This window comes from Pseudomonas sp. OST1909, from assembly GCF_015277575.1.
In the GTDB taxonomy this organism is placed as follows: Bacteria; Pseudomonadota; Gammaproteobacteria; order Pseudomonadales; family Pseudomonadaceae; genus Aquipseudomonas; species Aquipseudomonas synxantha_A.
On the sequence record NZ_CP063780.1, the window covers coordinates 6024096 to 6048720 of the forward strand.

21 protein-coding genes and 1 pseudogene are annotated in these 24625 nt (G+C 59.0%); 11 read left to right on the plus strand and 11 right to left on the minus strand.

All coding sequences use genetic code 11. The features are described 5' to 3' along the window. Positions 1-16 precede the first annotated feature (16 nt). The 7 genes from IH404_RS26380 (at position 17) to yccS (ending at position 10479) form a co-directional block, all read left to right on the plus strand. Entirely contained in the window at positions 17-1459 is a 1443-nt protein-coding gene (locus tag IH404_RS26380) for a TldD/PmbA family protein (RefSeq protein ID WP_194439450.1), read from the plus strand. Next, positions 1459-2775: a TldD/PmbA family protein gene (locus tag IH404_RS26385; RefSeq protein ID WP_194439452.1), complete on the plus strand. Its 1317-nt coding sequence runs from the start codon at positions 1459-1461 to the stop codon at positions 2773-2775. Before IH404_RS26380 ends, IH404_RS26385 begins: the two co-directional genes overlap by 1 nt. Positions 2776-3018: 243 nt before the next feature. Then, on the plus strand, positions 3019-3891 hold the full coding sequence (locus IH404_RS26390; protein ID WP_005792177.1) for an alpha/beta hydrolase: 873 nt from the start codon (positions 3019-3021) through the stop codon (positions 3889-3891). Positions 3892-3944: 53 nt separating this feature from the next. Beyond that, positions 3945-5372 (plus strand): multidrug transporter subunit MdtD, encoded by a 1428-nt coding sequence (gene mdtD, locus IH404_RS26395; RefSeq protein ID WP_032879027.1) that lies wholly within the window; start codon positions 3945-3947, stop codon positions 5370-5372. 130 nt (positions 5373-5502) lie between these two features. Then, a complete protein-coding gene (dbpA, locus tag IH404_RS26400; RefSeq protein ID WP_232289440.1) occupies positions 5503-6840 on the plus strand; it encodes an ATP-dependent RNA helicase DbpA in 1338 nt (445 codons plus the stop codon). Between the two features lie 159 nt (positions 6841-6999). Next, positions 7000-8178 (plus strand): NAD(P)/FAD-dependent oxidoreductase, encoded by a 1179-nt coding sequence (locus IH404_RS26405; protein ID WP_194439455.1) that lies wholly within the window; start codon positions 7000-7002, stop codon positions 8176-8178. A gap of 117 nt (positions 8179-8295) precedes the next feature. Then, complete coding sequence (yccS, locus tag IH404_RS26410) at positions 8296-10479, plus strand: YccS family putative transporter (protein ID WP_005792181.1); 2184 nt, start codon at positions 8296-8298, stop codon at positions 10477-10479. A gap of 124 nt (positions 10480-10603) precedes the next feature. On the opposite strand, the gene IH404_RS26415 is transcribed toward yccS, so the two are convergent. After that, on the minus strand, positions 10604-11341 hold the full coding sequence (locus tag IH404_RS26415; protein WP_005792182.1) for a transporter substrate-binding domain-containing protein: 738 nt from the start codon (positions 11339-11341) through the stop codon (positions 10604-10606). Between the two features lie 197 nt (positions 11342-11538). Between IH404_RS26415 and IH404_RS26420 the strand changes: the two genes are divergently transcribed. Next, entirely contained in the window at positions 11539-11991 is a 453-nt protein-coding gene (locus IH404_RS26420) for a GNAT family N-acetyltransferase (protein WP_194439457.1), read from the plus strand. 512 nt (positions 11992-12503) lie between these two features. On the opposite strand, the gene IH404_RS26425 is transcribed toward IH404_RS26420, so the two are convergent. Genes IH404_RS26425 through IH404_RS26435 form a run of 3 tightly spaced genes read right to left on the minus strand, consistent with a single transcriptional unit; the run spans position 12504 to position 15466 of the window. After that, positions 12504-12800, minus strand: coding sequence for a winged helix-turn-helix domain-containing protein (locus IH404_RS26425; RefSeq protein ID WP_005792184.1), 297 nt, complete (start codon positions 12798-12800; stop codon positions 12504-12506). 17 nt (positions 12801-12817) lie between these two features. Continuing rightward, positions 12818-13318, minus strand: coding sequence for a M48 family metallopeptidase (locus tag IH404_RS26430; RefSeq protein WP_005792185.1), 501 nt, complete (start codon positions 13316-13318; stop codon positions 12818-12820). Between the two features lie 42 nt (positions 13319-13360). Next, on the minus strand, positions 13361-15466 hold the full coding sequence (locus tag IH404_RS26435; protein ID WP_194439459.1) for an EAL domain-containing protein: 2106 nt from the start codon (positions 15464-15466) through the stop codon (positions 13361-13363). A gap of 310 nt (positions 15467-15776) precedes the next feature. Here IH404_RS26435 and IH404_RS26440 point away from each other — a divergent pair, with 310 nt between their 5' ends. Continuing rightward, positions 15777-16442 carry a polysaccharide lyase family 7 protein gene (locus IH404_RS26440; protein ID WP_005792188.1) on the plus strand — a complete coding sequence of 222 codons (666 nt, stop codon included), beginning with the start codon at positions 15777-15779 and terminating at the stop codon, positions 16440-16442. Between the two features lie 427 nt (positions 16443-16869). Further along, complete coding sequence (locus tag IH404_RS26445) at positions 16870-17163, plus strand: hypothetical protein (protein WP_005792189.1); 294 nt, start codon at positions 16870-16872, stop codon at positions 17161-17163. A gap of 76 nt (positions 17164-17239) precedes the next feature. On the opposite strand, the gene IH404_RS26450 is transcribed toward IH404_RS26445, so the two are convergent. After that, positions 17240-17701 carry a DUF3757 domain-containing protein gene (locus IH404_RS26450; protein WP_005792190.1) on the minus strand — a complete coding sequence of 154 codons (462 nt, stop codon included), beginning with the start codon at positions 17699-17701 and terminating at the stop codon, positions 17240-17242. An 879-nt stretch (positions 17702-18580) separates the two neighbouring features. Here IH404_RS26450 and IH404_RS26455 point away from each other — a divergent pair. Further along, positions 18581-18970 (plus strand): annotated as a pseudogene (locus tag IH404_RS26455) (polysaccharide lyase family 7 protein); the annotation flags it as partial. A gap of 585 nt (positions 18971-19555) precedes the next feature. On the opposite strand, the gene IH404_RS26460 reads toward IH404_RS26455, so the two are convergent. From IH404_RS26460 to epd, 6 genes are all read right to left on the minus strand, one after another. Next, positions 19556-19969 (minus strand): DUF3757 domain-containing protein, encoded by a 414-nt coding sequence (locus IH404_RS26460; protein ID WP_164366064.1) that lies wholly within the window; start codon positions 19967-19969, stop codon positions 19556-19558. 555 nt (positions 19970-20524) lie between these two features. Continuing rightward, a complete protein-coding gene (gene fba / locus IH404_RS26465) occupies positions 20525-21580 on the minus strand; it encodes a class II fructose-bisphosphate aldolase (protein WP_194439461.1) in 1056 nt (351 codons plus the stop codon). Between the two features lie 123 nt (positions 21581-21703). Further along, positions 21704-22039 (minus strand): MliC family protein, encoded by a 336-nt coding sequence (locus IH404_RS26470; protein ID WP_005792196.1) that lies wholly within the window; start codon positions 22037-22039, stop codon positions 21704-21706. Between the two features lie 60 nt (positions 22040-22099). Then, the gene (locus IH404_RS26475) at positions 22100-22327 is read right to left on the minus strand and encodes a hypothetical protein (protein ID WP_005792197.1); all 228 of its coding nucleotides are present in this window, start codon (positions 22325-22327) and stop codon (positions 22100-22102) included. Between the two features lie 31 nt (positions 22328-22358). After that, positions 22359-23522 (minus strand): phosphoglycerate kinase, encoded by a 1164-nt coding sequence (locus IH404_RS26480; protein ID WP_005792198.1) that lies wholly within the window; start codon positions 23520-23522, stop codon positions 22359-22361. Between the two features lie 17 nt (positions 23523-23539). After that, positions 23540-24595 carry an erythrose-4-phosphate dehydrogenase gene (gene epd / locus IH404_RS26485; protein WP_005792200.1) on the minus strand — a complete coding sequence of 352 codons (1056 nt, stop codon included), beginning with the start codon at positions 24593-24595 and terminating at the stop codon, positions 23540-23542. Positions 24596-24625 lie beyond the last annotated feature (30 nt).

The following is a 24625-nucleotide window of genomic DNA, read 5'->3' on the forward strand; positions in this document are numbered from 1 at the left end:
CCACAAGGAAGGCCCCATGTTCGAACACCACGCCACTCTCAAGCAGCACTTCAGTGCCCTGCGCACCCGTGCCGAATTCTTCTCCCTGCGCTACGTACGCGAATCCGGCCAATACCTGTCGGTACGCAAGAACGTCGCCGAACCACCGCACCTGAGCCACGATGAAGGCGCCATGCTTACCGTGCGTCTCAATGGCGTAGAAGCCTATGCCGCGACCAACGACATTTCCCTTGCCGGCCTGCAAGCGGCCCTTGAGCGCGCCGAACAGCAAGCCCGGCTGATCCAGCCCCACGCCCTGCTCGACCTGCACCAACAGCCAGTGTCCAGCGACGTCGCCGACTACCTGTCCCCTGACCTCGACCAGCCCTTCCCGTCCCTGAGCGACTGCTACCAATTGCTCGGCGATGAATCTGCTGCCGTGCCCAGGGATGAGCGCCTGGTGACCTGGGAAGTGAGCCTTGGCACTACGCAGGTTGAACAGATCTATCTCAACAGCGCCGGCGCGCAATTGCGCCAGGCCCAGCGCTTCGTCTTCCCTGGCCTGAGTGTCACCGCCTTCGACGGCAACGACAGCCAGACCCGTACCCTGGGCGGTACCAACTTCGGCCAGCAAGGCAGTGCCGGTGTGATCCAGCGCTTTGGCCTGGTGGGCGCCGCCCGCAAGGTGGCCGACGAAGCCCTGCAATTGCTGCTCGCGCCGAATACGCCCCATGGCCCACGCGACCTGCTGCTGATGCCCGACCAGATGATCCTGCAGATCCACGAATCCATCGGCCACCCGCTGGAGCTGGACCGTATCCTCGGTGACGAGCGCAATTACGCCGGCACCAGCTTTGTGAAGGCCAGCGACTTCGGCCATCTGCAATACGGCTCGCCGTTGCTTAACGTGACCTTCGACCCCGATATCCCCGAGCAACTGGCCAGCTACGGCCATGACGACGACGGCACCCGCGCCAGCAAGCAATTTCTGATCCGCGATGGCCTGCTGCTCAAGCCCTTGGGCGGTGCGTTGTCGCAATTTCGCGCCAACCTGCCAGGCGTCGCCAACAGCCGCGCCTGCGGCTGGAACCGCCCGCCCATCGATCGCATGGCCAACTTGAATATCGAGGCCGGCGATAAAAGCATGGCGCAATTGGTGGGCGGTATTGAAAACGGCATCCTGATGTCGACCAACCGTTCGTGGTCCATCGACGATGCGCGCAACAAGTTCCAGTTCGGTTGCGAGTGGGGCCAGTTGATTGAAAACGGCGAACTCAAGGGCGTGGTGAAGAACCCCAACTATCGGGCAATTTCCGCGCAATTCTGGCGCAACCTCAGCGCGGTCGGCGACGCCAGCACCTTCAAGGTATTGGGTACGCCCAACTGCGGCAAGGGCGAGCCCAACCAGGTGATCCGCGTCGGCCATGCGTCGCCGGCCTGTGTATTCAGTAACATTGACGTATTTGGGGGCGATGCCTGATGAACCACTTCAAGGCACTGGTGGACTGGCTCAAGCAGGCCGTCACCGACAAGGAGCAGTTCCACCTGGGTTACGCGGATGAATCGTCCGAGTTCGTGCGTTTCAACCACGCACAGGTGCGCCAGGCCGGCCAGGTGCAACAGGCCAGCCTGAACCTCAAGCTGATCAACGATGGCCGCCACGCCGACCTGGGCATCACCCTGTCCGGCGAGGCGGCACTGGATCGCCAGCGTCTGGCCAATGCCCTGCAACAGCTGCGTGAAACCCTGCCGCTGCTGCCACGTGATCCGTACCTGCTGCTCAGCCACAACGCCTGGCAAAGCAGCAACGAACAGCGACGGCCGCTGCCGGCCCTGGCCCAGGTGCTGGACGACATCAGCCAGGCTGCCGACGGCGTCGATCTGGTCGGCTTCTACGCCGCCGGCCCCATCAGCCGTGGTTTCGCCAGTTCCTCGGGCGCGTTCGGCTGGCATTGCGCCAACAGCTTCAACTTCGATTTCAGCCTGTTCCACGCCAATGGCGAAGCGGTCAAGGCCAGCTACGCCGGGCACACCTGGGACAGCACCGAATTTGCCGCACGCTTTCAACAGGCCCGCGAGCAACTGGCGTTCCTGGGGCGGCCGCTGCACAAGCTGGCGCCCGGCCAATACCGTGCCTACCTTGCACCGCCAGCGCTGGAAGAAATCATCAGCATCATTACCTGGGGTGGTTTTTCGGCCCAGGCCATCGCCAGCAAAGGCAGTTCGTTGCAGCGCCTGTATGCCGGTGAGCAATCACTGAGCCCGCTGGTGACAATCAATGAACAGATCAGCGGTTCCCTGAGCCAGGCGTTTTCCACCGAAGGCTACCCGCGCGCGGATGTGCCCCTGATCCGGGCAGGCAAGGCCGAGGGCCAGTTGATCAACTCTCGCAGCGCCGCCGAATACGGTTTGAGCACCAACGGCGCCAGCAGCGACGAGTCTCCCAGCGCCTTGCAAATGGCGGCAGGCAGCCTGGTCCAGGCCGATATCCTCAAGCAGTTGGGCACCGGGTTATATATCAGCAACCTCTGGTACCTGAACTATTCCGACCTGCCAGCGGCGCGCCTGACCGGCATGACGCGCTTCGCCACGTTCTGGGTGGAAAACGGCGAAATCAAGGCGCCGGTCAGCACCATGCGCTTTGATGACAGTGTGTATCACTTGCTGGGTTCTCAGCTCGAAGCCCTGACCGCTGATCGGGAACTGCTACTGTCGGCCAGCACTTACAGCCAGCGCAATACCGCCTCCAACCTGCTGCCAGGTGCCTTGGTCAAACGCCTGACCTTGACATTGTAAACCCCGGTAATCCGGCCCTCTGTAGGCGCGAGCGCACCCGCGCCTACAGAGGGAATTGCACCCTCTCAGCCAGACTTTTCGCCGTTTCCTACCGCAAATTCCCAACTCACCGTCTGGAGCGCCCGGTTGGTTGTCGCCTGTAAAAAACCTCGTTATAACGGTTAGTGGCATCCCGCCACCCCACCCACGTGCCCACACGTGATGCATGACCTTGCCCAGTAAACGGCAAGCTGGAGCGCTGATATGAACCATGGAAGTTTCGTCATTGAAAGGCTGTTCAAACACTACAACGTTCACGTAGAGCAGCTCGGTAATAACCCGCAAAGAAAAACCGTGCTGATGGTCAATGGCGCCCTGTCCACCACGCGCTCCTTTGCCCGCACCAGCAAATGCCTGGCCGAGCATTTCAATGTGCTGCTGTTCGATTTGCCATTCTCCGGCTACTCGCGCGAGCACAACACCGACCTCGACTTGGTTACCAAGGACGATGAGGTGCAAATCCTGCGCGCCCTGGTAGAGCGCTTTGAGGTCAACCATTTAGTGTCCGCCTCGTGGGGCGGCATCTCCACATTGCTGACCCTGGCGCACAACCCACCCTCCATCGAAAGCTCCGTGGTGATGGCCCTGGCCCCCAACCTCAATCAGGCCATGCTTGAATACGTGGAGCGCGTGCGCGTGTTGATCGAGGCCGATGACAAGTCCGCGGTCGGCCACCTGCTCAACGAGACGGTCGGCAAATACCTGTCGCCGCGCCTCAAGCGCAACAACCATCGGCACCTGTCGACCATGGCCACTACCGAGTACCGCCAGGCGCGCTTTCACATTCACCAGGTCCTGGCCTTGGGCGATGGCAACTATTTGCCGGCGCTGCGACAGATCGAGACGCCGGTGCACTTTCTCAACGGTGCCCTGGACGAATACACCCCGGCCGCCGAGGCCCAGCTGTTCAAACAATATGTAGGCCGCAGCAGCTTTGCGGTGGCCGAGCATACCGGCCACCTGCTGGACCTGGAGTCTCGGGAAGCGGCGCTGGCAGTTCACCGTGCATTGCTGGATTTCCTGGTCGGAGAGCACGCAACGTTGTCGGACTTAGACGAACCGCCAGTGGGAAAATGAGCGACGAATGGCGCATAATCGCCAACACATAGCCTGCTAATAAAAGGGTCCCCATGCCGAATCGTGCCCCTCTCGATGCCAAGACCGCCCGCTGGCTCCCCTGGGTGGTAGCGATTGCCTTCTTCATGCAATCGCTGGATGGGACGATCCTCAACACGGCTCTGCCGGCCATGGCCCGGGACCTCGCGGAGAACCCGCTGCGCATGCAGGGGGTGGTGATTGCCTACATGCTCACCGTCGCCCTTCTGATCCCCGCATCCGGCTGGATCGCCGACCGTTTTGGCACCAAGAAGATTTTCTTTGGCGCGATCATGCTGTTCAGTCTCGGCTCGCTGCTGTGCGCACTGTCCAGCAGTTTGACCATGCTGGTGGGCGCCCGGGTAATCCAGGGCTTGGGCGGTGCGCTGATGCTGCCAGTCGGGCGGCTGGTGGTGCTGCGCGCCTATCCGCGTTCCGAGCTGGTGCGCATCATGGGTTTCATCACTATCCCCGGCCTGCTCGGCCCCTTACTGGGCCCGACCATGGGCGGCTGGATGGTGCAATACCTGACCTGGCACTGGATCTTCCTGATCAACCTGCCGGTGGGCATGATCGGCTGCTATGCCGTATGGAAGTTCATCCCCGACCTGCGCGGCAGCGAGCGCACGCGCTTCGACGGCCTGGGTTTCCTGCTGTTCGGCGCGGCGATGGTGCTGATCACCATCGCCATGGAGGGTCTGGGCGAACTGCACCTGCCGCACCTGCGGGTCATATTGCTGCTGTTCGGCGGGTTCGCCTGCCTGGCGGCGTACTGGCTGCGCGCCGGGCATATTGATAACCCGTTGTTCTCGCCGGTGCTGTTCAAGACCCGCACCTTTGCCGTGGGCATTCTGGGCAACCTGTTTGCGCGGCTGGGCAGCGGCGCACTGCCCTTCCTGGTACCGCTTTTGTTGCAGGTGGCACTAGGTTACTCGCCATCAGAAGCCGGGATGAGCATGCTGCCACTCGCGGCGGCGGCGATGTTTGCCAAATCCGTGGCAAGGCCGCTGATCGAGCGCCTCGGTTATCGCATCGTGCTGACCGGCAACACCTTGGCTCTGGGCATCATGCTGGCGAGCATGGGCCTGGTCAGCGAGCACACGCCCTACCCGCTGCTGCTGGCCATGCTGGCGGTGCTGGGGGCGATCAACTCGCTGCAATTCACGGCGATGAACACCGTGACCCTGATCGACCTCGACGACGCCCAGGCCAGCAGCGGCAACAGTTTGTTGTCGGTGGTGGCGCAGTTGTCCCTCAGCCTCGGCGTGGCCTGTGCCGGCGCGTTGCTTGGCGGGTTTACTGCCGAGGCCGGCAATGACGGTGTGGAAAGTGTCCTCGGCGCGTTCCAGCTGACCTTCCTCACCGTGGGCATCATGGCGATGCTGGCGGCGGCGATCTTCCTGCAATTGTCGCCAAAAGACGGCAAACGCGTGGTCAGCCGCGAGCACGATATCGAGCATTGACGGGCTTCTCGTCGAGAACTTGCGGGGAAAATCCCACAGGGCTGGTACACTGCGCGACATTTTGTTTTGCAGAGCCAGTCCCGTGACTACCATCGCCACCGCTTTTAATACTTTGCCCCTGTCCGCCGCCATGCTGGCTAACCTCGACTCGCTGGGTTACGTCGAGATGACGCAGATCCAGGCGCAAAGCTTGCCGGTGATCCTCAAGGGGCTGGACCTGATTGCCCAGGCCAAGACCGGCAGCGGCAAGACCGCCGCCTTCGGCATCGGCTTGTTGAACCCGATCAACCCACGTTACTTCGGTTGCCAGGCGCTGGTGATGTGCCCCACCCGTGAGCTGGCCGACCAGGTCGCCAAGGAAATCCGTCGCCTGGCCCGTGCCGAAGACAACATCAAGGTGCTGACCCTGTGCGGCGGCGTGTCCCTCGGCCCGCAGATCGCCTCCCTGGAGCATGGCGCCCACGTCATCGTCGGCACTCCGGGCCGCATCCAGCAGCACCTGCGCAAAGGCTCGCTGGTACTGGATGGCCTGAACACCCTGATCCTCGACGAAGCTGACCGTATGCTCGACATGGGCTTCTACGACGCCATCGAAGACATCATCAGCAAGACCCCGCCACGCCGCCAGACCCTGCTGTTCTCGGCCACCTACCCGGTGAGCATCAAGCAGCTGGCGTCCAAGTTCATGCGTGCGCCGCAGCAGGTGAAGGCCGAGGCGTTCCACTCCGACGACCAGATCGAACAGCGCTTCTACGAAATCTCCCCAGAAGAACGCATGGACGCGGTGACCAAGGTGCTGGCGCATTTCCGCCCTGCCTCCTGCGTGGCGTTCTGCTTCACCAAGCAGCAAGTGCAGGAAACTGTCGACCACCTGACGGCCAAAGGCATTTCCGCCGTCGGCCTGCACGGCGACCTGGAACAGCGCGACCGTGACCAGGTACTGGCGATGTTCGCCAACCGCAGCACCTCAGTGCTGGTGGCTACCGACGTGGCTGCCCGTGGCCTGGACATCGACTCGCTGGACATGGTGATCAACGTCGAACTGGCCCGCGACTCGGAGATCCACATTCACCGCGTGGGCCGTACCGGTCGTGCCGGCGAGACCGGTATCGCCATCAGCCTGGTGGCACCGTCCGAAGCGCACCGCGCCCAGGCCATCGAGCAACTGCAGAAGTCGCCGCTGAACTGGGACCAACTGGACAACCTCAAGCCGCAAAGCGGTGGCCCGTTGCTGCCGCAGATGAGTACCCTGTGCATCGCCGCCGGGCGTAAAGACAAGGTCCGCCCAGGCGACATTCTGGGTGCATTGACCGGTGAAGCCGGCATTCCGGGCGCCCAGGTCGGCAAGATTGCGATCTTTGACTTCCAGGCATTCGTGGCCGTAGAACGCGGAATCGCCAAGCAGGCGTTGCAGCGCTTGAATGACGGCAAGATCAAAGGCCGTTCGTTGCGCGTGCGGATCCTGTAAATATCTCGCACACCAATGGAGATTCAAATGTGGGAGGGGGCTTGCTCCCGATAGCGGAGTCTCAGTCAATATAGATGTGACTGAACCACCGCCATCGGGAGCAAGCCCCCTCCCACATTTGACTGTATTTCAATTCAGAATTTGTATGAGGACACCGTTTTGCGCTCGACCGAAGTTGTGATCATTGGCGCCGGCGCGGCAGGCTTGATGTGCGCACTGACCGCCGCCGGGCGTGGGCGCAAAGTGATGCTGATCGACCACGCCAACAAGGCCGGCAAGAAGATCCTGATGTCCGGTGGTGGCCGCTGTAACTTCACCAATATGTACACCGAGCCGGCCAACTTCCTCTCGCATAACGCGCACTTCTGCAAGTCGGCCCTGGCGCGCTACACCCAGTGGGATTTCATTGGGCTGGTGGCCAAGCACGGCGTGCCGTACCACGAGAAAAAACTCGGCCAGCTGTTCTGCGATAACAAGTCCAGCGACATCCTCGGCATGTTGCTCGATGAGTGCATCCAGACCGGCGTGAGCCTGCACCTGGACACCTCCATCGAGGAAATCGCCAGGCTCGATAACGGTTACCAATTGCAGACCACGCTCGGCGAGTTGCACTGCGAGTCGCTGGTGATTGCCACTGGTGGCTTGTCGATCCCCACACTGGGCGCCACCGGTTTCGGTTACCAAGTGGCCAGGCAATTCGGCCATGAACTGTTGCCGACCCGCGCCGGGCTGGTGCCGTTCACCATCACCGACCAGCTCAAGGAGTTGTGCAGCGAGTTGTCCGGCACCTCGGTGGATTGCCTGGTCAGCTGCAACGGCCAGAGCTTTCGCGAGAACATGCTATTCACCCATCGTGGCCTGAGCGGGCCGGCGATTTTGCAGATCTCGTCTTACTGGGAGTCCGGCGACACGGTGGAAATCAACCTGTTGCCCGATCATGACGCCCATGACTGGCTGCAACAGCAACAGGCCGAGCATCCCAACAGCGAGCTAAAGACCCTGCTGGGGGAGATTTTCACCAAGAAGATGGCCAACCTGCTGGCCCAGAGCTGGTTCGAATCCAAACCGATGAAGCAGTACACCCATGCTGAAATTGCCGATATCGCGCAAAAGCTTGGGAGCTGGCAACTCGTACCGGCCGGCACCGAGGGCTATCGCACTGCCGAGGTAACCTTAGGTGGAGTGGACACGCGGGAAGTATCTTCCAAGACCATGGAATCACTGAAAAGCCCTGGCCTGTACTTCATCGGCGAAGTGCTGGATGTGACCGGTCACTTGGGCGGGTTCAACTTCCAGTGGGCGTGGGCATCTGGTTACGCAGCCGCACAATACGTCTGACACAACGCAGTAAAAATGTGCCAGGGAAAAATTTGCTGTTGGATGTGATCACCACACTTGCCGTGGCGTCCTTGATAGCTCAATTTAGCGACAACGTCCCGGAAGACTCCAGACTTCATGTCATCGACCTCGTTCAAGCAGTCCATGCGGCGCCTGTGGGCGCTGGATAAATTCAGCTACAGCGTACGGGTGTTCATCGCCCTCACCGGCAGCATGGCGCTGTGTTGGTACCAGGATGAAATGACGCTGCTGATCCCGCTGTTCCTGGGGATTATCGCCAGCGCCCTGGCCGAGACCGATGACAGTTGGCAGGGCCGCCTCAACGCATTGGCGGTGACGCTGGTGTGTTTCAGCATCGCCGCGCTGTCGGTGGAGCTGCTGTTCCCCTACCCCTGGATCTTTGCCATCGCCCTGGCCCTGGCCAGTTTCTCCCTGACCATGCTCGGTGCGCTGGGCGAACGCTATGGCGCGATTGCCTCGGCCACCCTGATTCTGTCGGTCTATACCATGATCGGCGTGGACCAGCGCGGCGGCGCCGTCACCGACTTCTGGCATGAGCCGCTGCTGCTGGTGGCCGGCGCCGCCTGGTACGGCGTGCTGTCGGTGCTGTGGCAGGCGTTGTTTTCCAACCAGCCGGTGCAGCAAAGCCTGGCGCGGTTGTTCCGTGAGCTGGGGCGCTATCTCAAGCTCAAGTCATCCTTGTTCGAGCCGATCCGCCAACTGGATGTGGAAGCCCGGCGCCTGGAACTGGCCCAGCAAAATGGCCGGGTGGTCGCCGCGCTGAATGCGGCCAAGGAAATCATTCTGCACCGTGTCGGCAATGGTCGACCGGGCTCGAAGGTCAGCCGCTACCTGAAGCTGTATTTCCTGGCCCAGGACATCCACGAACGCGCCAGCTCGTCTCACTACCCGTACAACGCCCTGACCGATGCCTTTTTCCACAGCGATGTGCTGTTTCGCTGCCAGCGCCTGCTGCGCCAGCAAGGCAAAGCCTGCCAGACCCTGGCCGAATCGATCCAACTGCGCCAACCGTTCATCTATGACGACAGCTTCGCCGAGGCCCTGGGCGACCTGAACGCCTCCCTGGAGCACCTGCGCATCCAGAGCAACCCCGCCTGGCGTGGCCTGTTACGCTCGTTGCGCGCCTTGGCCGCCAACCTGTCCACCCTTGACCGCCTGCTGGGCGACGCCAGCAACCCCGATGCCCTGGCCGACGCTACCGACAGCAACCTGTTGGACCGCGCCCCGCGTAACTTCAAGGAAATGTGGACGCGCCTGCGCACCCAACTCACGCCGACGTCATTGCTGTTTCGCCACGCCTTGCGCCTGTCACTGGCATTGACCATCGGCTATGGCACCCTGCACGCCATCCACGCGTCCCAAGGTTACTGGATCATCCTCACTACCCTGTTCGTCTGCCAGCCGAGCTACGGCGCCACCCGCCGCAAACTCGGCCAGCGGATCATCGGCACCGCCATCGGCCTGACCGTGGCCTGGGCGCTGTTCGATTTGTTCCCCAACCCGGTCGTGCAATCGATGTTCGCCATCGCTGCGGGCCTGGTGTTCTTTATCAACCGCACCACGCGCTATACCCTGGCGACTGCAGCGATCACCCTGATGGTGCTGTTCTGCTTCAACCAGGTGGGCGATGGCTACGGGCTGTTTCTGCCTCGCCTGTTCGATACCCTGCTTGGCAGCCTGATCGCGGGCCTGGCGGTGTTCCTGTTCCTGCCCGACTGGCAAGGCCGACGCCTGAACAAAGTGCTGGCCAACACCCTGACCTGCAACAGCATCTACCTGCGCCAGATCATGCAGCAATACGCCGCCGGCAAGAGCGACGACCTGGCCTACCGCCTGGCCCGGCGCAACGCGCATAACGCCGATGCCGCGCTATCCACCACCCTGGCGAACATGCTGATGGAGCCTGGGCACTTTCGTAAGGAGGCCGACGTAGGCTTTCGCTTTCTGGTGCTGTCACACACCTTGCTCAGCTATTTGTCGGGTTTGGGTGCGCACCGCGAAACCCAGCTTCCGGCCGACGTGCGTGAGCATTTGATCGAAGGCGCAGGCAACAGCCTGGCGGCAAGCATTGATGAGATCGCAAGCGGCCTGGCCAACAAACAGCCGATTGCGATCCAGAGTGATGCCGAGGAAGGGTTGGCGGCAGAGTTGGAGCAAATGCCGGATGAGATCGATGAGGCGCAGCGGCTGGTGCAAACGCAGTTGGCGTTGATTTGTCGGCAGTTGGGGCCGTTGCGCACGTTGGCCGCGCACTTGATCAAAGACACCAGCGCGGCTTAGGCCGCTATCGGGGGCAAGTCGAATCGTCGCACCGCCCCTCCCACATTCGATTGGTGTATGCCGCTCCCTTGTGGGAGGGGCGATGCGACGATTCGACTTGCCCCCGATGAGGCCCGCACAGACGCTACATCCCATGCGCCTTCATCAACCGCGCATAACTGCCATCCGCCTTCATCCGTGCAATTTCCCGATCAAAACCGGCAACAATCTGCGCGTGTTCGGGGTTCTTCAGGCTGACCAGGATATGCAAGCTGTTCTGGCTCAAGGGCTCGCCCACAAACGCCACAGCATTGCGCACCCGCGGCGATTCCCGCGCCAGGTAGTAACGCGCTACGTATTCATCCTCCAACGTCAACCGCACGCGCTGGGCCGCCAACATGCGCACGGCCATGGCAAAGTTGTGCACCGGCACTTTCTGCAACAGTGTGTCTTGGTCAAACGCTGCCGAGTAGGCGTAGCCGCGCACCACGGCGATCTTCTCGTCGTGCAGTTCTGTCAGGTTGCGATAAGCAATGGGATCGTCGCTACGCTTGAGAAAGCGCACACGGTTAAGCAAATACTCGCGGGAAAACTGCCCCAACTGCGTACGGGCCTCGTCGTACCAGGCGTTGATCAGCACGTCGTAGCGCCCATCACCCACCCCCTTCAAGGCGCGAGCCCAAGGCACCTGGTCAAAATCACTGGCATACCCCGCACGGGCCAGGGCCGTGCTGACGATATCCGTGGCCAGGCCGCCATTGATCAGGGTGGCATCGGTAAACGGCGGCCAGCTATCCGCCACCAGGCGCAGGCGTTGTGCCAACACCGGTTGGGCCAGTAACAACACGGCGATCAAAGCAACGGCACGAGTCAATCGCGGCATGCTCAAAGTCCTTGGCGGGCAGGCAGTGGCCTGATAACAGTAGCTCATCAATGAGCGTGCACTGCAGATTACACAAAGAAGCCCGCTGCGCCCGCGCCGAATGATGGCAAATTGACGCCATTCACAAAATTACCATTTTAGACACCAGCGCCCGCCGCGCTTACTATTCTTGGCACGTCTTTATACGAGCACACATCATGACGGTCGATTGGGTCTGCAAACATCACGACGACTTGGGCAAGGAACAGCTGTACGCCATCCTGCGCCTGCGAAGCGAGGTCTTCGTCGTCGAGCAACAATGCGTTTACCAGGACATCGACGGCCAGGATCTGACGGGCGATACCCACCACTTGATGGCCTGGCAAGATGATGAGCTGGTGGCCTACCTGCGGTTACTGGACCCTGAATCCCAGGGCGATGACGTAGTGATCGGCCGTGTCATCGTCGCGCCGGTGGCACGGGGCACCGGGCTGGGGCATCAAATGATGGAGGAAGCGCTCAAGCGCATTGAGAGTATCTGGCCAGAAATGCCGATTTTTCTCTCAGCCCAGGCGCATTTGCAGGGGTATTACGGACGGTATGGGTTTGTGGTGGTGGGTGAGGAATACCTGGAGGACGATATTCCCCATATTGGTATGCGGCGGGCTTGATGGCCTCATCGGGGGCATGGGTATCTACACAACTTCGTAGCAGCCACCAGTAACCACGATGCGAAGCGAGCCGCTCTTGATCTTGATCTGCTTTTGATCTTGGGCGCCCCGTTAAACCACGCTGGCCGGAATTCGACAGGGATTTGGGGGGTAAACCGGCAGGGATGCCGGTTTAGCCGCCCCGCGCCATGGATGGCGCGTGGCGGCGGCCCCCCAAATCACTGGCGGATTACGGGCACACCGAGCCCAGGCGAGGTGCCGAGTGGTGGGGCAAGAGCCCTTTGGTTACTTTGGGGCTTTTCCAAAGTGACCCGCTGTCAGAGCGGAACCCTAAGTGGCCGTTACCTAAATAACGGATATGTACTCGGTTTGATCCGGCATCCTGGTCGGCCCTAAGGCCGCCATCGGGAGCAAGTCGAATCGTCGCACCGCCCCTCCCACAGGGTCCGGCTTCGCACCAAAGTTGTGTAGATACCCATGCTCATCGGGGGCAAGCCCAGCCACCACCTATGTCAGGGGTAACCCAACACCTGCTTGATCATCGCAAGATTGGCCGCGATCCACCCCCGGTCAATCGCACCCCAATCACGAATCCGATAATGCCCAGCGTGATTACGCGCCCCCTCTTCCTGCTCAAACTCGCACACGATATCCAAGTCAGCCAACGCCGCAATCGTGTCCTGGGCCGTGCGCCGTGGCATACCAGTGGCCTCGGTCAGCGCCGGGACGCTGCTGGCCAATTGGCTGTCGATCAAATACGCCACATACAGGCGGCGATAGAAGCTGCTTTTGGTCTTGCTCACATCCATGGTCTGTCGCCTTGTGGTTAGGGCTTGCCCTGCAAATCGCGCCAGGTAAGGTACACCCGCAGGTCGAATTCCACCTGATGGTAGTCCGGCATCATGTATTGGCAGAGTTTGTAGAACGCCTTGTTGTGGTCCGATTCCTTGAAGTGCGCCAGTTCATGCACCACGATCATGCGTAGAAACTGCGGGGCGGCCTCCTTGAACAGCGAAGCGATGCGAATCTCTTTCTTGGACTTGAGATTGCCGCCCTGTACCCGGGAAATCGTGGTGTGCAAACCCAAGGCGCGATGGGTCAGGTCCAGGCGGTTGTCGAACAGCACCTTGTCGATGGACGGTGCGTTGCGCAAGTGTTCCTGCTTCAGGGCCAGCGCGTAGGCGTACAGCGCCTTGTCGCTCTGCACGGTGTGGCGTTCGGGGTAACGCTGCTCCAGATAGGCACCCAACTGGTCCTTGGCGATCAGTTGACGCACTTGCTCCTGAAGCGCAGCGGGATAGGCCTGAAGGTATTTCAACGCAGTCATGGGGTGTGCAACGCAAATGGGACGGTCGCCAGTGTAGCGAATTCAACGCACGCGAGGGTACGACCAGCCGGCAACGTCCTCGGCCATCAACGGCAACGCCGCCCACGGCCCCTGGATACACGTGCAGCCATTGGCCTTGAGCCATTCTGTTTGCTCAAGGGTCTCTACGCCTTCAGCGATCACCAACACATCAAAATGCCCACACAACTGGATGATGCTGCGGGCCATTGCGGCATCCCGCGACGAGCCTGGCAGGCGCGCCACCAACTGCGGGTCAAGCTTGAGCGTGTCGAACGCAAGATCGCGCAAATGGGCCAGGGAGCAGTGGCCAGCACCAAAGTCATCCAGGGCTATACGCACGCCAATGCGGCGCAGTAACTGCAGCTGTTTGGCCGACTCCTCAAGGTTATTCATCAGGCAGTCTTCACTGATTTCCACCTCCAACTGCCGCCCACGCAGCCCATGTCGCTCCAGTACCTGCTGCAGTTGGTTGGCCAGGTTGGGCATATTGAACTGGCTGCTGCTCAGGCTCACGCTCAGCACCAGCTCAGGGTCGAAGGCAGCTTGCCAGGCCTGGCGCTGGGCAGCGACTTGCTGGTAGATCCAGGTGCTCAACTGGCTGATCAAGCGCGCCTCTTCCAACAGCGGCAAAAACAAACCTGGCGGCACATCGCCAACACTCGGATGCTGCCAGCGCAACAGTGCTTCGACACCGCGCAGACGCCCATCCTCCAGGCACACCTGAGGTTGGTACACCAAGGTGAAATCCTTGTTCGCAATGGCTGTGCGTACGCTGTCTTCGAGCATCAGCCGCGAACGGGCGCGGCCGTTCATTTCCTGGTCGTAGTAACGATACTGCTGACGTCCGGCGCGCTTGGCTTCGTACATAGCGATATCTGCTGCCCGTAACAGACCGCTCAGGTCCGAGCCGCAATCGGGAAACGTCGCAATGCCAATACTGACGCCGAGCATCACATCCAGACCGTCGACCTGCTGGCACACAGACACTCGCTCGATCAGCTTCTCCGCGATCTTCGCAGCCTGTTCGGGGAACTCCAGCTCCAGCAAGGCGGTGAACTCGTCCCCGCCAATGCGTCCGAGAATGTCGTAGGAACGCAGACATGCCTGCATTTGTTCAGAAACCCAACGCAGCACGCGATCACCGGCGTCGTGGCCCAACGTATCGTTGACCCGCTTGAAGCCATCAAGGTCCAGGTACAGCAATACCAGCGCCTGCTCGCTGCGTTCGCCGCGCAGCAACGTATTCTCCACCGCCTGATGAAAACCCCGCCGGTTCAGCAGCCCGGTCAACGGGTCGGTCACGGCCTGGAACTCCAGCTGCTGGTGCAGGTGGCGCACTTCAGACATGTCCAGCACTGTCACCACCATCGCCTGCTGCTCGGCAGGCAAGGGCGCGCAGGATAACGCCACCGGCACCTGCTGGCCGCGACCCGTACGCAAAATGGCATCGTGCTGGCGCCACGTCTGGCCCTTGCGATACGCCTCGTACATCGGGAAGCCCAGCCAAGTGGGCACATGAGGTTTTTGCAGAAAACTGAGGAAACTCTCCCCCTGCAACTCGGCCATCGTGGCATTGAGCAGCCGCGAAATGGCCGGGTTGGCGTATTCGATCACACTGGTTTCGCCCACCACCAGAATGCCCTCGGCGGCGTTATCCAGCACCGAGGCATTGAAGGCGCGGGCCAGTTCCAGGTCATGGCTCAGGCGCTGCAAAGCGCGGCGATTACGCTGGTGATCCAGCAACGCCTGCACCTTGGGCTTGAGGATAAGTGGGTCAAACGGCTTGAACAGGTAGTCGATCGCACCGCTGGCATACCCTTCAAGCACCGCGTCGGGTGAATGGGCAGTGGCTGTCAGGAAGATAATCGGCGTCATGCGCGTGCGTTGGCTGCCACGCATCAGACGTGCCACCTCAAAGCCATCCATACCGGGCATGCGCACGTCCAGCAACACCAGGTCGACGTCGTGGGCCAGCAGCAATTCCAAGGCTTCCAGGCCGGAAGCGGCGGTCATTACCCGCCAGTCTTCACACTGCAATAGCGCACGCATGCTGACGAGGTTTTCCGGGTAGTCATCGACCACCAAAAGGACCGAACTGGCATCGCCTGGGTGTGGAGCGCAATCCATGCTACGTCTCTTCCTTGGGGAGCTGCACCGGTCAGTTCTGTTACCAAACCCGGATAAATACTGAGGGCTCACTCTAGCCTCGGTTCCAAAAAAGCAGAAGTGACGTGGATGCCCTCATTGAAACAAAAGCCAGGAAGCCGACTAACGGTAAGGCCCTGCAGCCCGCGGCTCATGGGCAACATGGCTTTTTGGCATTCCTCTGACGCCAATTAATTGCCAGCGATTGTTTAACAATTGCACCAGCACCGCCTATAAAGAACCGGTAAGGCCTCTGGGCCAACGTTTTCACCCTCTGTAAAAGGCCAACACCATGATCGACCTCTCTACCTGGAACCTGAGCATTCCGGTCGGCTCCCCGCCCACGACCATCGACACCCCAAGGCTGCTGAGTGGCTTCAACGATCAATACTTCCAGGCCGAAGGCAGCGATGTGCAGTTCTGGACCCCCGTGACCGGCACCCGCACCGAAAACGCCATTTACCCACGCAGCGAACTGCGCGAAACCTACGCCGACGGGCGCCTGCGCAACTGGACCTACCCCGAGGCCGATAACTTCCTGCGCGCCACCCTCACGGTCAACCAGGTACCCACCTCCGGCAAAGTCGTTATCGGCCAGATCCACGCCTATGACAGCCAGAAACCACTGATCAAGCTGGAGTACCAGTTCAAGGAAAAAACCCAGACCGGCAACATCGTCGCCAAGGTGCGCATGCGCCCGGACGAGGCCGAGAGCCAGGTCATCATCGTCGCCTCCAACGTGCCGCTGGAGAAGAGCTTCACCTACGTTATCAATCTCAACAAAGCCGGGCTGCTCAGCGTGTACGCCGCCGACAGCGAGTGGAATGAACGCATTGGCGCTGCCTGGGGCGACAAGCCGTTGTACTTCAAGGCGGGGGTGTATGTGCAGGACAACAGTGGGGACAGCAAGGAAGGCGCGCGGGTGACGTTTGCGAAGTTGGATATTGATCACGAGTAAATGGATTAGCCTATTTCGAGTAGGCAACGTCCGATAAGCCCAAGGATCATTCCCCGATAAATCCAGACGATTAAATCCCCTGTGGGAGGGGGCTTGCTCCCACATTTGGCCTGTGTGGCCTGAGGGCCTGGTGTTCGTCCTACAGGACCGTTGCGGTCAGCCAGCTCGCCGCTTATAGTTCGCCCCGTCGCTGGCGTTGATCAGCGATAGGGTTTCGCAGCCCTAACGATACGTGTGTAACCAAGCATCATGAATACAACGATGAGCGCTTCGGCGCCCGTCGTCTGTTTTATGGTGGCTGTGTGTGGGAGACCTCCGGGTCTGCCGGGTTCCTCGTATCCTCGGTCTGCGAACCCGCGCACAGCTACCACCCACTTCGTTTCGCAGCGAATGGCGGTAGTCCTTTTCAGATACGAGGATATTTGCCATGACCCAACAGCTTCCACCCCGCCGTTTCACCCCCTGCACCGAAACCGCCACCGACTACCCCGTGCTTCTCATCGACAGCGACGCCCCACTGCTCGACCTTCACGCCTGCCTGCGCGAACGCCTCAACGCTGCTTTGGAACACCTGAACCTGATGGCCTGCTCCAGCCTGCCGGACTTTGCCGAGCGCGACCTGAACAACGTGGCCAACACCGCACGCATTCTGGTGCAGGACGTGAGTGATGTGTTTCGGGTCATTGAACACCGTGGATTCGATACATCACCGCCAAGCTGATCGAAACCCGGACACAAAAAACCCGCATTTCTGCGGGTTTTCTTGAGGCGACGAAAGATTGGAAAATCCCCCGCCCCTACTTCTGAACAGGCAATGTGAACTTGGCAGGCCCCTTTGAGTTCATCAGCTCAAAAGCACAGTCCGTGACTTTACTATTTGTACACTCTTTATGCTCATTCCAACCAGAACCGTTAGCCACGGGAGGCAAGACAAACCGCTTAGACAACCTAAAATAATCGTCCTTGCCTTTCCCGCTGTAATTACAGATTACGTAGTGATAAGGCAATTTCGTTTCGCTGTCTGCACCTTGTTTGATCGCTGCGCCCAGAAACTTGACGCCCTCAGCCCCAGAATAATCGTCAACGAGCTGTTCGCCACTCCATTGCTGCTCTTGCTCTCCAGCTGAAAACTGAATGCTCACAACCTTGATAGTTGAAGAATCTGGGCAAGATAACTGCGCCGCCTGTGCATTACCTATCAGCATCAACGCACCCGTCGCCGCAAAAAACTGAAGCCACTTAAGAGTTGAATGTGACATAGCATATTCCCCTTCCTGGATGAGTGAGCCAAGCATGCGCAAGAGCGTTAACTAGCGATACTGTCAACATTGACAGGTTTTAATACAATTTAGAAATAAGCAACGCAAATGTAATTGCGTTCAACTCGATTGCGCCTCCCTTCCTTTATGAAGACAAATGCATTAACACTGTTTTCTGCTGCCAAGCATGGAACTGCCCAATTTTCCATACCCTATCGTTCAGCGAGGTACAACAAATAGGTCGTTCTCGCTCAATCGCAAGATTTCGAGGCCTATCTGTATATCTGCCGCCATTTACTTTCAATTCCAAAACAGTATAAGACACTGTCATATTTCACAGGCGCCATGCAGACCAACTCTCTATAGCCTTACAAAAACGGCACAACAAAAAATGCGCCGCTTTAAGCTAATCCTTTATCAAACGTTATAGGGAAATTTATCATGAACAATGCCTAATCCAATGGGAACGTATGCCGGAAACAACTGCCAATCCCACTCAGCCTCGTTACTTGACAATCACAAGTGCCGACAGCCATACCGGTGACGTAAAAGCACTCTACCATGACGGAGCCAGGGCCAATTCAATCAGCGGAACATATAAATTCGCTAATGCGGAAAAAGGAGGACAAGCAAGGTTAGATTTGGCCAGCCCCCCGGGTGAGCAAACGTCTTAAAAAGAAGCCCGCATTATTGCGGGCTTCTTTTTAAGCGCCTAAGGCTCAGCTCACCTTAGCGCTCAACTCACTTTTCAAATAGCGGAGGGGTCGTGATGAGCAAAATGTCACCTATATCGAACTTTCAACTAAATTAATCTGATTATGTCCCTTATGACGGACATTTCAATTACCTTACGTCTGATGCAATTCAGGCCAAAAGCAGCACGTGCAGTTCTGGACCCCCGTGACCGGCACCCGCACCGAAAACGCCATTTACCCACGCAGCGAACTGCGCGAAACCTACGCCGACGGGCGCCTGCGCAACTGGACCTACCCCGAGGCCGACAACTTCCTGCGCGCCACCCTGGCGGTCAATCAGGTGCCCTCATCCGGCCAGATCCACGCCTATGACAGCCAGAAACCACTGATCAAGCTGGAGTACCAGTTCAAGGAAAAAACCCAGACCGGCAACATCGTCGCCAAGGTGCGCATGCGCCCGGACGAGGCCGAGAGCCAGGTCATCATCGTCGCCTCCAACGTGCCGCTGGAGAAGAGCTTCACCTATGTGATCAACCTCAACAAAGCCGGGTTGCTCAGCGTGTACGCCGCCGACAGCGCGGGTTCTTTCTGGGTCACATCAGGTTACTTGATACACATCAACATAAAGCTCATCGAGGAATCCCCAGCTGGTTTGTTATCACCTACTTTCAGTGTCAGCACGTTGACATAGTTGATAGCCGGAATGCTTCCCAACTTTGCATGCGCGTAATAAATATGATCGTCGGAACGGACATCAACTACCGACACCGAGCAAAATGACGGAACCTCTTTGAAAACGCCGGGTACGAACCTGACTTTGTAGTCGGAGAAGTAGTCAGGATGTGCAGAGCGCTCTACTTGTTTTATCCAAATGGGGGATTGCTTCACGACTTCCCCTTTGGCATCTATCGTCGCTGTCATGACCTCCGCCAGCGCAAAACGCCCCGCAACAGCGGTTGCAAATGCAACAGCGGTGAGTGCGAGCAACTTCCCTAACCTCATATTCTAATTCCCACAAGTTCGTCAATTGAATGCATGGCCGAACAGCCATAAAACCTATCCAAAACAATAACCGAGGCACTGTCAACGACGCACATTGAAATTAGAAACTAGTTACCAATGAGAGGGTAAATACCTACACTCGGGAAGCTTTTTTAGCTCAATAGCCGAGAAACCTGCAATCAGCTACATTGCCAGAGCCTGGCTTGCAGAAGGCATTATCGTCCCAGTTCGGTTGTACCGGTTGTGGCAGCGTCAAGAAACGCCGGGACATACGCAGAAAGGCAAAATGTTCAGGACCCTCATAATCACAGGCAACAAAAGGTCCGTTTTGCCCGGGTCTGATCCCGGCGGAAATGAACTTCAATCCAGCCAGATAGGACTCCTGTGCATAGGGATTTTCTCCACTCCAACCAGCGCCCGGCGCAACAGAGACGTAACGATAGCCCTGCTCCTGTTTCTCTTGCTGAATGGCACCGATGGCCGGGCACATTGATACCGCTGCAGGATGCTGCCGAGCACATCCGGCCAAAGCTGCCAGCCCAACCAAAGCGGCTGGAAACAATAGTTTCATACCCTTGCACCCCATCATTCCAGTCCTCATAAATACATGCTTCGTTATTTTTTTAAAGAAGTTCGCCAATACCGTGACGTCGAGCACTGCCAAATTTTAAACAGGTTATGTTAGCGAAGTGTCAGGCAATCATTCATGTTGGTCCGTGGAGGTGACTTGTTCGCTGGTGGGACAGGTAGTAGCCGCGTATGCATGTCCGATCGAGGCGGCCATACTCATCACTGCCATCACACGCAATAACACATTGATAGTTGATCGAGCTGATACCGCTTTTGCGGCATTGACACCTTTCACTATCATCCACTCCTTTAGATTCCTTGAAAGCTCATACTGAAGGAAGATGACAGGGCTCGACACTGTAATTCTTGACAGTTATTTAAATAAATTAGAAATAATGGTTATGCCTTTTCGAAATTATAGGCATGGCCGACAAACCTGGGAAACAACTTTATTTGACTGAAGAGGGCGCGCAGGCGATGAGCATGATGGAATCGCAGCTAAAAAAAAGCCCGCATCACTGCGGGCTTCTCTTCAAACGCATAAGGCTTAATTCACCTAAGCGTTCAACTCACCTTTGAGGTAACGCTGGTACATTGCTTCCAGCGAGATCGGTTTGATCTTCGAAGCATTACCCGCAGTACCAAACGCTTCGTAGCGAGCAATACACACGTCGCGCATTGCGGTCACGGTGGCACCGAAGAATTTACGTGGGTCAAATTCGCTCGGGTTGGTGGCCATCAGGCGACGCATTGCGCCAGTAGATGCCAGGCGCAGGTCGGTGTCGATGTTGACCTTGCGCACGCCGTACTTGATGCCTTCGACGATTTCTTCAACCGGTACGCCGTAGGTTTCTTTGATGTCGCCGCCGTACTGGTTGATGATCGCCAGCCATTCTTGCGGTACCGAGGAAGAACCGTGCATCACCAGGTGGGTGTTGGGGATGCGCTTGTGGATTTCCTTGATGCGGTCGATAGCCAGCACGTCGCCGGTAGGTGGCTTGGTGAACTTGTAGGCGCCGTGGCTGGTGCCGATGGCGATGGCCAAGGCGTCGACCTGGGTCTTCTTGACGAAGTCGGCCGCTTCTTCCGGGTCGGTCAGCATCTGGCTGTGATCCAGCACGCCTTCGGCGCCGATGCCGTCTTCTTCGCCGGCCATGCCGGTTTCAAGCGAACCCAGGCAGCCCAGCTCGCCTTCGACCGAAACGCCGCAGGCGTGAGCCATGGCCACGGTTTGTTGGGTGACGCGTACGTTGTACTCGTAGTCGGTTGGGGTCTTGCCGTCTTCGCCGAGGGAGCCGTCCATCATCACCGAGCTGAAGCCCAGTTGGATGGAGCGCTGGCACACGTCAGGGCTGGTGCCGTGGTCCTGGTGCATGCACACCGGGATATGTGGGAATTCTTCGATGGCCGCAAGGATCAGGTGACGCAGGAACGGGGCACCGGCGTATTTGCGCGCACCGGCCGAAGCCTGGACGATCACAGGGGAGTCGGTCTTGTCAGCGGCTTCCATGATGGCGCGCATCTGCTCAAGGTTGTTGACGTTAAAGGCTGGGACGCCGTAGCCGAACTCGGCTGCGTGGTCCAGCATTTGACGCATGCTGATAAGTGCCATTGTGTTGTCTCTCCCGGTCGAGGGTCGTTAATCGTGCAAGCCTGCCGTAGCGGCGGCTGCTATTCAAGTTATTGCAGATCAAGGGGTTGAGCTTGAGCTGCTGAATCGTTATTGCTGATGGGTTCAGTTGGCTTTGCAGCCGCGCCCAATCAAATCATCGGTGGCCACCCAGTACACCAGGCCTTCCTCACCTTTGGTGTGAAACGCCAATTGGCCGTCGCTGTACAGCACGCCCGAGGCGGCTACCTCTTGCTTGAGACGGTAAACCTGGTCCGAACCGCCGAGGCGTACATCCACTTCGGAACGGGCCTGGTTGGCGAAGCGCCAGTTGAGCTCGGCCTTGCTGTCGCAGGTCCAGGTGGTCCACTTGTCGGCAGGCTCTGCGGCCTTGCTGAACATGTTCATGCTGCTGCAACCGGCCAACAGGGCCAGGGCTGCCAGGGCGAAAACGCCTTTCATTGCCAATCCTCGCAGGGCGACCTGGGGCCGCCGTTGCTGTTGGTTAGTGGATCAGACCCGTCAAGGGCAACCCTGTTCCTGACCGTTGGGCGCGGAGTCGTATTTCTCCAGCCGTTCGTTGCCGATGCGCTTGTTGATCACCGGCATGGTCTCGGCTTGCCAGTCAGCCTGGTAACAGCTTTTGTTCAACGGTGCCTTGGCGTTGTCCGCCTCCGGCGCCGCGCTGGGTGTGCCGCTGCAGCCGGCCAACAGGCCCGCTGCGATCACCAGTGCCAACGACTTGATCATGGGAACGCTCCTTTTCCTGATCACGCGAGCCTTAGCCCTTGGCTCGGGTTTCCAACACTTCCACGGCCGGCAAAACCTTGCCCTCGACGAATTCGAGGAAGGCGCCGCCACCGGTAGAAATGTAGGAGATCTGATCAGCAACGCCATATTTATCGATGGCCGCCAAGGTGTCACCGCCGCCGGCGATGGAGAAAGCCGAGCTTTCAGCAATGGCTTTGGCCAGCACTTTGGTGCCGTTGCCGAACTGGTCGAACTCGAACACGCCTACCGGGCCATTCCACAGGATAGTCTGGGATGCCTTGAGCAGTTCAGCGAAATTGGCCGCGGTTTGCGGGCCGATGTCCAGGATCATGTCGTCAGCGGCCACGTCAGCGATGAGCTTGACGGTGGCTTCGGCGCTTTCAGCGAACTCTTTGGCAACGACCACGTCCACCGGCAATGGCACGCTGACTTTGGCGGCGATGGCGCGGGCGGTATCCAGCAGGTCCGGTTCGTACAGGGATTTGCCCACCGGGTGGCCGGCTGCGGCCAGGAAGGTGTTGGCGATGCCGCCGCCGACGATCAACTGGTTGCAGATCTGGCTGAGACTGTTGAGCACGTCCAGCTTGGTGGAAACCTTGGAACCGGCAACGATGGCCGCCATTGGCTGGGCCGGAGCGCCCAGGGCCTTGCCCAACGCATCCAGCTCAGCAGCCAGCAGTGGGCCGGCAGCAGCAACCTTGGCGAACTTGGCCACACCGTGGGTCGAACCTTCAGCGCGGTGAGCAGTGCCGAAAGCGTCCATCACGAACACATCGCACAAAGCGGCATATTGCTGGGCCAGTTCGTCGCTGTTCTTTTTCTCGCCCTTGTTGAAGCGCACGTTTTCGAACAGCACGATCTCGCCGGCTTTCACGTCCACGCCGCCCAGGTAGTCTGTGACCAGTGGCACGTCACGGCCCAGGGCCTTGCTCAGGTACTCGGCGACAGGCTTGAGGCTGTTTTCGGCGGAGAACTCACCTTCGGTCGGGCGGCCCAGGTGGGAGCAGACCATCACGGCCGCGCCTTTTTCCAGGGCCAGCTTGATGGTCGGCAGCGAGGCCAGGATTCGCGCATCGCTGGTGACCACACCGTCCTTGACTGGGACGTTGAGGTCTTCGCGGATCAGTACGCGCTTACCTTGCAGATCGAGGTCGGTCATCTTCAACACGGTCATGGGTCGCAGTTCCTGAATTACTGTTGAGGTTGTTTAGCGGCGATGTGCAGATAATGTTCCGCAACATCCAGCATTCGGTTGGCAAAGCCCCATTCGTTGTCGAACCAGGCCAGGATGTTCACCAGCCTGGGGCCGGAAACGCGAGTCTGGCTGGCATCGACAATCGCCGAATGCGGGTCATGGTTGAAATCACAACTGGCGTGGGGCAACTCGGTGTAGGCCAGCAAGCCTTTGAGCGGGCCGCTGGTCGCGGCGTCACGCAGTATCCGGTTGACCTCCGTCGCATCAGTGTCGCTGACGGTTTGCATGGTGATATCCAGGCAAGACACATTCACCGTCGGCACACGTACGGCTTTGGCCTGGATTCGCCCGGCAAGTTCCGGCAACAGCCGCTCGATGCCGCGAGCTAAGCCTGTGGATACCGGAATCACCGACTGGAACGCCGAACGCGTGCGGCGCAGGTCTTCGTGGTGATAGGCGTCGATCACCGGTTGGTCGTTCATCGCCGAGTGAATCGTGGTGATCGACACATAATCCAGGCCGATCGCCTGATCCAGCAGACGCAACAACGGCACGCTGCAGTTGGTGGTACACGAAGCGTTGGACACCAGCAGCTCATCACCGGTCAGGCAATCCTGGTTGATGCCGTAGACAATGGTGGCGTCGACATCCGCCTCGCTGGCCATCGGTTGGGAAAACAGCACACGCGGCGCACCGGCGTCGAGAAAACGCTGGCCATCGGCACGGGTGTGATAGACACCGGAGCATTCCAGCACCAGGTCGACGCCCAGTGCTTTCCAGTCGATGCCTTCGGGGGTGGCACTGCGCAACACTTGTACGCAGTTGCCATTGATATGCAGACAATCGCCGTCGACCCGCACTTCGCCGGGAAAGCGCCCGTGAGTGGAGTCAAAGCGTGTCAGGTATTCGATGCTGGCCATGTCGGCCAGATCGTTGATTGCAACAATTTCAAACCCGGCTGCCGCCCCTCGCTCGAACAGAGCACGCAAGACGCAACGACCAATGCGGCCGTAGCCGTTGAGTGCAACTTTGTAGGGACGCGGTTGGGGCATGGGGTTCTCGATCAAGGTTAGTTCGGTGTT